At 36.1% G+C, this 12,487-nt stretch carries 9 protein-coding genes; all 9 read left to right on the top strand.

Features of this window, described 5'->3' with window-relative positions; genetic code table 11:
* Position 1 precedes the first annotated feature (1 nt).
* The gene (locus I2I13_RS01225; protein ID WP_004309424.1) at positions 2 to 1,645 is read left to right on the top strand and encodes a DUF5123 domain-containing protein; all 1,644 of its coding nucleotides are present in this window, start codon (positions 2 to 4) and stop codon (positions 1,643 to 1,645) included.
* Between the two features lie 124 nt (positions 1,646 to 1,769).
* On the top strand, positions 1,770 to 3,125 hold the full coding sequence (locus tag I2I13_RS01220; protein WP_229128543.1) for a pectinesterase family protein: 1,356 nt from the start codon (positions 1,770 to 1,772) through the stop codon (positions 3,123 to 3,125).
* A 48-nt stretch (positions 3,126 to 3,173) separates the two neighbouring features.
* Positions 3,174 to 4,751 (top strand): glycoside hydrolase family 28 protein, encoded by a 1,578-nt coding sequence (locus I2I13_RS01215; RefSeq protein ID WP_195648528.1) that lies wholly within the window; start codon positions 3,174 to 3,176, stop codon positions 4,749 to 4,751.
* Between the two features lie 208 nt (positions 4,752 to 4,959).
* Entirely contained in the window at positions 4,960 to 6,873 is a 1,914-nt protein-coding gene (locus I2I13_RS01210) for a hypothetical protein (RefSeq protein WP_195648527.1), read from the top strand.
* A gap of 27 nt (positions 6,874 to 6,900) precedes the next feature.
* On the top strand, positions 6,901 to 7,989 hold the full coding sequence (locus I2I13_RS01205; RefSeq protein ID WP_195648526.1) for a hypothetical protein: 1,089 nt from the start codon (positions 6,901 to 6,903) through the stop codon (positions 7,987 to 7,989).
* A 32-nt stretch (positions 7,990 to 8,021) separates the two neighbouring features.
* On the top strand, positions 8,022 to 9,173 hold the full coding sequence (locus I2I13_RS01200; RefSeq protein ID WP_195648525.1) for a calcium-binding protein: 1,152 nt from the start codon (positions 8,022 to 8,024) through the stop codon (positions 9,171 to 9,173).
* 7 nt (positions 9,174 to 9,180) lie between these two features.
* Positions 9,181 to 9,819: a hypothetical protein gene (locus I2I13_RS01195; protein ID WP_195648524.1), complete on the top strand. Its 639-nt coding sequence runs from the start codon at positions 9,181 to 9,183 to the stop codon at positions 9,817 to 9,819.
* Between the two features lie 93 nt (positions 9,820 to 9,912).
* A complete protein-coding gene (locus tag I2I13_RS01190; RefSeq protein WP_195648523.1) occupies positions 9,913 to 11,613 on the top strand; it encodes an O-antigen ligase family protein in 1,701 nt (566 codons plus the stop codon).
* 4 nt (positions 11,614 to 11,617) lie between these two features.
* Positions 11,618 to 11,881 (top strand): hypothetical protein, encoded by a 264-nt coding sequence (locus tag I2I13_RS01185; RefSeq protein ID WP_229128542.1) that lies wholly within the window; start codon positions 11,618 to 11,620, stop codon positions 11,879 to 11,881.
* Positions 11,882 to 12,487 lie beyond the last annotated feature (606 nt).

Raw genomic sequence — 12,487 nt, 5'->3', positions numbered from 1 at the left:
TATGATGAAGTTACTATATAGATTGACAACAGTCTTATTGCCTGCTTTGTTGTGGGGAGCGCTTTTCACAAGTTGCCAAGACGACCAATATAACAAAATAGACGATCTGTTTCAGCCCAGATTCGTATTGGAGAAACCGGAGGTGAAGAGTAATTCTATTACTTTGGTGTGGTATAAAGTAAATGATGCATCATCCTATACGGTAGAGTTGCATCAGGATACGTATTACAAAAGTTTGTTTATGTCGGTAGATACAACTGAACCATTTGTCTTTCTGGACGATATCCCTTATGGAACAACGTTCTATATTCGTGTGCGTTCGAATGCGGCAAATGCAGTCAATAATTCTCAATGGACTTATACGAATGCTTCTACAGAGGCCAGACCGGAATATGCGAAGTTATTGGAAGACGTATCAAAAACAGAGATAACAGAAAACTCTGCTATCATTCGTTGGAAAGTAGATGTACAGAATCCGGTGGACAGTATCAGCGTGATGCCGATGATGGACAAAACTTTAGCGAATGTATCCCGTTATCTGACTGAAGAGGAAAAAGCACAGGGACGTGCCGAAGTGACCGGTCTGGATAAGAATACACTGTATGCGGTTAATATTTACGATACAAGTAAGCCGAGGAAGTATGACAAACCTTATAATCAGGCTACTTTCCGTACAGCGGGACCGGCTGCCGAATCTATTACGGTAGGTTGGGATGATGATTTGACGAAACTTCTGACTGATAATAATGATAATGCGGAGATTCCGGAGGGTACCGAATATTTCTTGCCGGCTGGCTCTTCTTATCGTTTGAGTCCATTTGCAATAAAGAAAGGTTTCCGTCTGGTCGGTAGCACGGAAGGCATTAAGCCTATTGTCACTATGGAATCTTCATGGAATGTGGTTGCCGGATCTTATATTTCCGGTATAGAGTTTGTAAATGTTGAATTCCGGCAGGAGATATTGAACAGTTATTTCTTTAATAGTGGTAATGCATACACGCTGGAGAATATCAGTTTCGTTAATTGCGACTTCTATGGATTCGGACGTGGATTCTGGCGTCATCAGGGAGCTAACAATAAACATCTGATGAACTTCGAAATGGAAGGCTGCAAGTTTGAACAATGCGGTTGGCAGACAGGTGCATACGGTACGTTCCATCTTGGATCGACAGACAAGGAAGGTAACTCTTATGATCATCTGGAAAGAGTTATTTTCAGAAACTGCACATTCAGTAGAGATAACAACAGTACAGACGGCTGGGGCTGGGGTAACATCTTCTATGCTCCCAATCTGGACAAACCTATTCATCTGGAATATAAAAATGTAACCTTCTACAGCTTCTGTCGCAATCAGCGTATGATTAATATACAGTCTGCTGTTGGTTCGGAATTGGTGTTGGAAGGAGTAGTCTTGGCTTCACCGTGTGGTGAAATTTATTCAATCGGTGCCAATACTACCACTAGCTTCTCTAACAATTATACAACGAAAGATTATGCGTTGGGTGGTAGTAAGATCAATGCAACCGATTTGGATATGACTGCTGCCGAACTGTTTGTTGACCCGGAAAAGGGCGATCTGACAATCAAGGATTCGAATTCTCCGATTGTCACTAATCGTTCCGGTGATACTCGTTGGATTCCATAACCGGATCATTGTCAGGACCATACTGGTTATGAACAGGTAATCGTTTTTCTGAAAACAAATGGCCCTTGGGAAAAGAAACCGGGGGCTGTTTTTTTCCTCTATATAAAATTTACATAATTGAAGTATGAAGAAGATACAATGCATTTTACAGGGAGTCATCTTGCTGTTCTCCTTGTGTTCCCCAGTCTGGGGTGCTGATGGGAGGGGGCTTATAGATAGGAATCATTCCGGTGAAAGTAATTCTCCTTTTCAGGCTGTAGTGGCAAGAGATGGCAGTGGTGATTACAGAACGGTGCAAGAGGCTATTGATGTCGCACCCGAAAATTCAAAGACGCCTTGGTGTATATTTGTGAAGAATGGGTCTTATCGAGAGTACCTATTTATACCAAAGACAAAAACATTCATCCATTTGATAGGACAGGACAAAGATAAAACCATCATTCACCACAGTCTGAATGTGGGTGGCAAACCTGAGGCTACTTCGACAGATACGGACTATTGGAGGCATTCTGTTCATAATCCGGAATCGGATGTCTATAAATACGATGGCAGTGTAGTGAAGATTGAAGCGCCTGATTTCTATTCGGAAAACATCTCTTATGTTAACGATTGGGGAGTGGATAGCCAGAAAGGGCCGCAAGCTTTGGCAATGAGCAGTCAGGCGGATCGTATCGCATTTAATAATTGTAACTTCCGTTCTTTTCAGGATACATGGATGACTACAGGCAATGATACTGCACGACATTACGTCAAAGATTGTTGGATTGAAGGAGCGGTAGATTATTTCTATGGCGGAGGAAATGTACTGGCGGAAAATTGTACTTTCTATAATACTCGTAGCGGTGCTATTATTGTAGCTCCTTGTCATAAGGATGCGAAATGGGGGTATGTTTTCAGAGACTGTACGATAGATGGTAACGAAGCGGCGGCTAATGTTAAGAAGTGGGGGGTGAAACTGGGACGTCCGTGGCATAATTCGCCAAAGACGGTTTATATTCACACTACTATGAATATTCCTATTTCTCCTGAAGGTTGGGCAAATATGGGTGCGATCCCTGCTTTGTTTGCCGAATATGACAGTCGGGATGCCGCGGGTAATGTCCTGCAACTGGATCAGCGTAAGACGGAATATGAGGGACGTGGTGAGAATGCTCCGAAAGGAACCTGTCGTGCGGTGATTACGGCAGAAGAGGCTGCTACTTATACTTATGAGAATATAATTCCCGGAACAGATCAGTGGAATCCCCGCAGGATGATGGAAAAACTTCCTGCTCCGGAGGGGCTTAAAAGAAAGGACCGGAGACTGGAGTGGAAAAGTGTGAAGGATGCGACGGGGTATATTGTTTTCAGTGGAGACAGGGTAGTAGGTATGACACGTGGAATGTATCTGACTCTTCCTGAATATCCGGTGATGATATTGCAGGTTTGTGCCGTGAATCAGTATGGTTCTTTGGGAAATAAGGCGATTCTTTCCCGTTGAAAATAAATAGTATATTTCAATAGGTTTTGATACATAATAAAGATAAGTATGAATAGATTTTTGAAAAAGGATTTCAGAGTAATGCTGATGGGACTCTTGTTATTGGCATCTTGTCAGGCATATTCAAACTCGGAGGATCAAACGATAGAAATGGAAGATTTATATAAAGATCTTCCTTTCTCCATGCCTAAAGTGGAACGTCCCGTTTTCCCCGATTATCAGGTGAGTATCTGTGATTTTGGAGCAAAAAGCAATGGTGTGACGCTGAATACAGAGGCTATTAACAAGGCTATCAAAGCGGTTCACGACAAAGGCGGGGGCAAAGTGATCATTCCGGAAGGCTTATGGCTGACAGGTCCCATTGTTTTGCAGAGTAACGTCAATTTGCACGCTGAAAAGAATGCTTTGATTGTATTCAGTAGTGATACTTCTTTATATCCAATCGTCACGACTTCGTTTGAAGGATTGGATACGCGACGTTGCCAGTCGCCTATCTCGGCAATAAATGCGGAAAACATAGCCATCACCGGCTACGGTGTTTTCGATGGGGCGGGAGACCGGTGGCGTCCCGTCAAAAAGGATAAGATGACGGATAGACAATGGAAAAAGTTGCTTCAATCCGGCGGTAAGGTAGATGAAAGCGGCAAGGTGTGGTATCCTGATGAAGGTGCTTTAAAGGCTTCCGTGCTTATGGCAGACTGGGGAAATAAGCGTCCGGACATGGATATAAAAGAATGGGAAAAAATGAAAAGCTGGTTGCGTCCTGTTCTGCTAAGCATTGTGAAGAGCAGAAAGGTGCTTCTGGAAGGCGTGACTTTTAAAAATTCTCCGAATTGGTGCCTTCATCCTTTGTCTTGCGAATCCCTGACGTTGAATGATGTAAAGGTGTTCAATCCGTGGTACTCGCAGAATGGGGATGCGCTCGATGTGGAATCCTGCAAGAATGTACTGATAACGAACTGTTTCTTCGACGCGGGTGACGATGCAATCTGTCTGAAATCGGGAAAGGATAAAGACGGGCGCAGGCGTGGAGAGCCTTGCGAGAATGTGATTGTGAAAAACAATACCGTGTTGCACGGTCATGGCGGATTCGTCATTGGTAGCGAAATGTCCGGCGGCGTGAAGAATGTGTATGTATCCGAATGTTCGTTTATCGGTACGGATGTAGGGCTGCGGTTCAAGAGTGTCCGCGGTCGTGGCGGTGTTGTGGAGAATATCTATATCAACCATATCAATATGATAGACATTCCGAATGATGCCTTGATTGCCGACTTGTATTATGCCACCAAAGGTGCTCCGGGCGGGCCTGTGCCGGATGTTACCGAAGAAACTCCGGCATTCAGGAACATACATATCTCGGACGTGTTCTGCAAGGGAGCCGGACGGGCGGTGTATCTGAACGGACTTCCCGAAATGCCGATTGAGAACATTTCCATAAAGAATATGGTGGTAACGGGCGCGAAGCAAGGTATCGTAATTAATAAAGTTGCAAAGATTAGCATAGAGAATGTGGATATAGAAACTCCCGATGATTCGATGATACAGATAGAAAATACAACCGATATAACCATCAATGGAAAAGAATTGGGAACGATTTCAGAGAAGCGGTTGCTTACAAAGAATTAATAGAGTTCAAATTAAGGGTTGGATAACAGCTTGTTCAACCCTCTAATGTCTATTTTTGAGAACAAATGTCACAAAAGATATTCTTTAGAAAAATATCAGAATCTATATATTCTATCTAACATCAATGCTATGATACCACTGAATACTGATTATTTGTAGATTCTAATAAAATGAACTTGATTACTAGTAATACCAAAATATCATAGTAATGATGAAAATTCAATTATCCATATTATTTAGTTTCTTTTTAGTAAGTTGTGTACCAACTAATGAACGTGCAGAAATACTTCAATATAAGGAAATAGACAAGTTTGTAAGCAAGTATTCGAATACATCGTTAGAAAAAGAAATTACAAACTTTATCATTCAAAACATATCTTCGCAGTATTCTCTTGTTGATGATGTGAAAATTCAAAATGCATATATAAATAGTTCCTTAAAATCCAATATTATAGATTATTCTAAATTCCAATATTCTTATAACAGGAATAGAAAAAAAGGTCGTGATATTATATATGATATAGATATTTTGCAAGCGGATTCTCTGATTATATCATTGAATGAATCATTATTAGCTTGGAATAAAGTACCTTGGTCTAAATTATATTCTCAGGAACAATTTTATAATTTTGTATTACCATATCGCATTTATAATGAACCCTTAGAGTATATATGGAAGAAAGAGTGCTTTCATAAATATTCTAAGTATATTCTTTATAGTGAAGATCCTATAGAAGTTGCAAAGAAAATTGGACAAGATTTAAATTTTGAGGTTCGTGCGACTTTTTTTAAAAAGGCAAATAAGAGTTATTCGTCAATGAGAAATGATTTAAGCGGGAAATGTGATGATGCAGTATTATTACAAGTTATGATTTTGAGGGCATTAGGAATACCGTCTGCTGTAGATGTTGTCCCTATATGGGGAAGTAATAATATGGGGCACCAAATGGCTGTTGTAATTACTCCCTCTAATAGTTTTGTAAATTTGGAGACGTTGGTGAAAGGAAAGTTGTATGATAACAAATGGGCAGGAAATAAAGTGGCCAAAGTTTACCGTCATTCTTTTGAAACAGTTAAGGATGATGTCTTATTTAAATATCGTCAGGAAGAAGTGATTCCAGGGGAATTTGCTAATTTAAATAAGATAGATGTTACTGAAGATTACGATTTGGATGTAACTGATTTTACAATAAGTTATGATCACAGACTATCAAAAATTGTATATTTATCTCTTTTTTCTCGTCAAGGTTGGATTCCCATTGCATATACTGCAGCCGGAAAAAATAAAGCTACTTTTAGAAATGTAGGCTTAGGAAGTATCAATGGTATTAATCAGTTTAGAGGTGAAAATGTAGGATATGGAATTTTGTATTTACCTTCTTTTTATACAATGGATGGATTAGTGTCTTTGGGCAATCCTTTTATTTTGTCTACACATGGAAAAAGAGAAATTAATATAGATAAGAATAAGACTCAAACGATGGTATTAACACGAAAGAATCCATTGACAGAGCGAATAAAGGAGTTTGCACAATTAATGAAAGGCGGGGTGTTTGAAGGAGCGAATAGAAGAGACTTTTCGGATGCAGAAGAATTATATGTTATCAGTGGGGATAGTTTGGAAAGCCATTCAACAAAAATTATAATCAATAATAAACAAAAATTTAAATATCTTCGATATAAGAAAAAAGGTAGGAATTTAAGTTTGGCTGAATTATGTTTTTATAATGAAAAGGGTGAGAGAATTAATGGGAATATTATATCCAGTGACTTTCTCAAGGATGCTTCTTTAAATCGTCTATTTGATGATAAAGTGCTGACATATATTACTATACCTGCTGTTATTGATGCTTGGATAGGACTCGAACTTGAAAAACCTGTAACTGTAAAAGCGATAGAGTACTGTCCAAGAACTGATGATAATAATATAGTTCCTGGTGAGAAATATGAGTTGTTATATTGGGATAATCGTTGGGTTGGTATGGGAAAACAGATAGCAAAGGAATATTGGTTGGTATATAAAAATGTTCCAAGAAATGGGTTGTATTGGCTGCGTAATATAAGTAAAGGAAGAGAAGAACGTCCTTTTACATATGAAAATGAGAAACAAATATGGTGGTAGAATTTACTTAACATAAAAAATAATAGAATGAAGACAAAAATGCTGTTATTATTGATTCTCTTTATTGAGGGAATTACTCATACATCTTATATGTATGCGAGCTCACAGATTCCGAGAATTAATCAGATTTCATCTGTTCAAAGAGAAATTTATATGAGAAATTCATATGGATTAACGATTTGGCAAGCGAAAGAGTATACTAATGCTTTAAATTTTAAAAAGGATAAAATACTATTCTTACAAAGTAAACAGATTTCTGCGGAACGTTATATTGCTGAATATGAATCAATATATGATGAATTTAAGAGTCAGGTTTCTAAAATATTTTTTTCTTCACAGTTTGAAATGTGGAGAAAAATAATTGCTGATAATTGTGAAATTTATAGAATACTTAGTGAGGATTGGCTTGTTCCAATTGACAAAGTCTTAAAAGTATCAGAAATTGAAACTGGATATTATCAAAAACGTTATGATATGTCGTTGAGCAATATGGATGAATTAGGGAAAAAGAAAGAAAAAGCTAGGCTGGGTACAGAACTGAGAAGTAATCTTAATAAAATTCTGGGTGAGGAGCTTGGTAGGACATATCTTTTACGGAAACATATTTGGGAAGACGCAATAAAAAATATGGATGTATATAATATATCATATAAAGAAGCGTATAATTTATCCGAGATTGAACGTTATTATAAAGGAAAAAGAAGTGAAGTCTATGCAAAAGGAATAAGTAAAGGAGAGCAAAAAATAGAGTTGGAAAAAGTAGAAAATGACAAATTACAAGCATTAACTACTATGTTAGATAATTCTACATTTTTGAAATGGGAATCTCGTATGAATAATTATTTGGAATTTTCTCTTATCAATGATTATGGCCTTTCAAAGCTTCAAGTTGAAAAATTTAAGGAATTGTATAATTCTTATGTTTTTGAAGATTACAAGATTGGAAAGTCTAGATTGTCAGAGTCTGACAAGTATATAATGAGTATGGAAGCTCACCAAAAATTTTGTGCAAATATTAAAAGTGTTTTTAATCATAAAACTTATGATAGATGGTTAGCGGAAATGACTTATAGATTTCAACGGCACTGGGCTTCTAAAAAAAATACGAATAAATAATGTAATGTTTAATCATACTTGAAAATAAAGAAATGAAAAAAAATAATTATATATGGATGAGCTTTATTTTGGTGAGCTCTGTAGCTATTTTATTATCGTGTGAAAAAGATAGTCTGTTAAATAATGTAAGTCGAGAAACGAAGTCTATATCAGAAGCGCGTGCTTTCTTTGATAATAATTATACAAAGTTGTTAATTGACGACCCAGAATCAAAAGGCAATCCAATAACACCTGGAGACTTTACACCTTTATGGGATAAGGCAGTGCTTTCTCAGGATGGTATGATTATTAATACGGATGTACCAATTATTCCACAATATAAATATCGTGCTACAAGGGTTGGGGTAAATGGTGTTAGACCTCAGATTAACACTGTGGATATAACGCAAAAAATAGTCATAGAAAAGGATATTGACAAAGATGTCTATAGCTTGTATTTAGTGACATTAATCCCTGATTCTAAGTTTTTTTCTAAAAAAGAAGACCTTTCTAACAATTTTATTACTTTAGGTAGTAAGGGCAAATTTAGTGGGGTTGTTGTATATTCCGATATAAATTTTACTTCTCACAAAAAAGTTGAAAGATATAATGAAGGTAATAGAATTGCAAAAGTGCAACTTTGTGATGATAGCCATAAGAAAATTGAAGCAAATTATCTACATGCTGCAGAGATCATTGGAAATTTCAAGTTATCTCGTAAAAGTTCCTATCCAATGACTAGATGGGGGGAAAATTGGGGAAACGGAACAGACAGTGATTATGACTTTGACAATGATTATGGCAATAGTGATAACGACTATGATTATGGTGGTAGTGGAAATGATAATGATTATGGTGGTAGTGGAAATGATAATGATTATGGTAGCAATGATAGTAAATGTTCATGGTGCAGTGGTAAAGGCTGCTCTTGGTGTGACCCATTTAATGATAAAGATTGGTGTATTTATTGCAGTGGGGTAGGCTGTCATATGTGTAGTGATGTTTGTTATATTTGTGGAAGACGTAATTGCAATGAATCACATGATAACTCTTCTCCAGAACCAAGTACTGAAGAAAAAGAACATTTGCAACCTGTTATGCATTGTAAAAAAATAGTAACGTGGCTGGAGCCTAACGGGACTCGATATTATATAAAATGCCCATATTGTCACAAGTATTTTTATTTTGTAACACGACAAGAATGATATGAATATGAAACAGAATATGATTTTGTTAATGCTACTTATGTTCGGATGTTATGTTAACGCTCAAAACGATACTCTTCGCTTTGTTAATGGTAGTGTCTTCATCGGGAATATTCAAAATGGAGTAGGGGTTCTCTATACTATTAATGGGGATATTTATAAAGGTACTATATTCAATAGAAAAAAGGGAGAACCTTGTACTAAATATCAGAAAAACGGATGTAGATATTATGGAGAACTTAAAAATGGAAAGTATTCTGGACACGGGCGACTAGAATGGCCTTCAGGAACGATTGTAATTTGTGATTTTGAAAATGGGTCATCGAATGGAGAAGGATACATTTATAAAAAAACGGGATGTGTATATCATGGAGAAATAAGGAATGGATTGCCTCATGGTATTGGAGGAAGCTATTGTAGGAATGGCTCTTTTTCTGAAGGAGAATATATTGATGGTAAACTTTCTAGTGGAATAATTAATGGCACCCCTTTTGTTGGAGGAAGGTATTTGTCCGATAATTTCAATACTGGAGACTATAGACTGGACGTTAATCGGAAATATAGAGAGTTAATAGGGCTTTTGACCGATTTCCCTGGAGAAAAACTAACAGAGAGAGAATTGGAATTTTCAATTGAAGAACTATAATAAATTACTATGGCGTATTGTAGAAGTGTAGAGGGGTAACCTCTGCACTTCTGTATATTTATTCTATTATTGGTAATTTTGTGCATGTACATAATGAAAAAAGTTGGCTCAAATATGTTGGCAGGAGGGATAATATTACTTCCGCTTCTTTATGACTGGGTAATAAGGACTCGTCTTTATGCTGAACTTGAATTAATAATTTATTCTGCAACTTTTTTCTGTGTTATTTTATTAGTCTACTTTTTCTTTGTTAATAAAATTACGAATAAAACTAAAGTCAGTCTTAGCTTGTCGGATATTGTTATCGGACTATGGTATGTCTATATGTTTTTTCTTGCATGGAGTAAAGATTGGAGAGTAGATGCAATGTTTATTTGGGGAGGAATTTCTAATTTAATTTGCTATATAGTTGTCAGAAAAATGAAATCCAAATGGATAGTAATTAATAGTATTATAATTTCGGGAACCTTTCAATCGATTATTGTCATTTTACAAAAGTTTGGGTACATTCGTAGCAATCATTCGCTTTTTGATATCACTGGTAGCTTTGGAAATCCTGGCTCATTGGGATGCTTTCTTGCACTTGCACTAGTGGCTTCTTTATGCTTGTTTTTTTATAATAAAAATAGCATATTGAAATGTATATTCTATTTATTGTCATCAGTCTTAATATTATTCGCCTTAGTTCTTGCTGATTCTCGAACAAGTATGTTGGCTGTAATTGTTGGATTATTGATTTATTTTCTTCATGATAATAAAAAATATTGCCTGAAAAGAAGTGTCTTAATTGTGATGTTTGTAATTGTGTTTTTAGGTGGGATAGTAATTCTGTTATATAATTATCGAGTTGATTCAGCTAATGCCCGCTTGCTGATATGGAAGGTCTCTTTACAAATGATCTGTGATAAACCAATTTGTGGTCATGGGTTAAATTCGTTTAATGAAGAGTATATGCTTTATCAAGCATCTTTTTTTGAAACATGTCCGGATTCTCATTATTCAATTATAGCGGATAATGTGGCTTATCCATATAATGAGTTTATACATATAAGTGTGGAACAAGGCATAATTGGAATGTTATTTATCTTATTATTAATAGTTTTGTTTTTTGAGGCACCTGTAAATTCTAGTAATAGAATATTTAAATCTTTGCTTGCTTCATTTCTCATAGTATCTCAATTTTCTTATCCTGCAAATGTGTTTCCATTAATAATATTATTGCCACTTATATGCGCCTCTATTGAAAGTGCTCATGTAATAAAAATAAAATGCTTTCCATATTTAATTCAAATAATGCTATTGGTATTAATGAATATTTCAATTTTGCAAGGTTTGAAGTTTAAGGATTATTCTGATGAACTTAAATTATCAATTCGGGAAGAAGATTGCATGAGCAATTATTTGAAAATGAATTTTGAGAGTTTGAAAAATGAACTTATATTCCTAAACAGAATGAATATGTGGCTTTCTAAAAATCAGCATTATGATTTAATAATAGAATATGAGTATGTACTACTTCCGTCTTGTGAAACTTATTGTGAGATTGGGAATGCATATGCATCTAAATCAGATTTTGATAAAGCCGAGTATTATTATAAAATAGCTTCAAATATGGTTCCCTCGAGAATTATACCTAGTTACTTACTTTGGAAAATGTACTTAAAGCAAGGAGATAATGAAAAGGCTAATTTTATAGCACTGAAAATAGTTGATCTGAATGTTAAAATATATAATACTTTAGTGCTTAGGATTAAAGAAGAAGTCAGAGAGTACTTAACTTCTCGAATGTATTGATAATATGATCTGTAAGGAAGCCGGACGGGTGGTTTTTCTTAACGGACTTCCCGAAATGCCGATTGAGAACATATCCATCAAGAATATGGTGGTGACGGGTGCAAAGCAAGGTATCGTGATTAACAAAGTTGCAAAGATTAGCATAGAGAATGTGGATATAGAAACTCCCGATGATTCGATGATACAGATAGAGAATACAACAGGTATTACTATCAATGGCAAAGAATACGGGACAATTTCAGAAAAACGGCTGCTTACAAAGAATTAATAGGGTTCAAATTAAGGGTTGGATAACAGCTTGTTCAACCCTTTAGTAATCACATCTTATTCTCATACTCCTTTCCTTCTTCAGTTTAATTGGCAACTTTCTGCTGTTTATAGCTTTTCTGTGTATTATTCACCGTATACTTATCTGTTTTTCCTTCATCATAACCGTTTTTTCTTACCACTATTCGGTTTGTTGCACTCTAGTGAACAGATCGTTGCATTCCAGTGAACGGTTCTTTCCACTAAAGTGCAAGGATCTGTTCACTGGAGTGCAACGATTGGCTTCCTCCTTAGAAAAAACGGTATTATCCATTGATTAATAACTTATTAACGAGTACATTTCATATAAACAAACAATGAATTGTTTGCAAAATGTCATTGCCGTAGGAATAAAAGCAGTACACACGGAAAGAAGCAATAAGTTCTGTTGATGGGAAATCCTCCGGATACACTATGAGAAATGCCTCCAGTAAGTATGAGAAATGAGGTAAAATCCGGGGTGTTTTGCCAAAAAATTATGAGAAATGCCTATTTAGAAATCATTTCTCATAGACTATCTGTTTGACAGTCTTTGCTTTATACGAATACTATGAGAATATGAGAAATG

The sequence above is a fragment of the Bacteroides sp. D55t1_190419_B8 genome (assembly GCF_015558905.1).
In the GTDB taxonomy this organism is placed as follows: domain Bacteria; phylum Bacteroidota; class Bacteroidia; order Bacteroidales; family Bacteroidaceae; genus Bacteroides; species Bacteroides vicugnae.
Note: the sequence above shows the minus strand (reverse complement) of the source record. Positions and strands in the feature narration are given on the sequence as shown.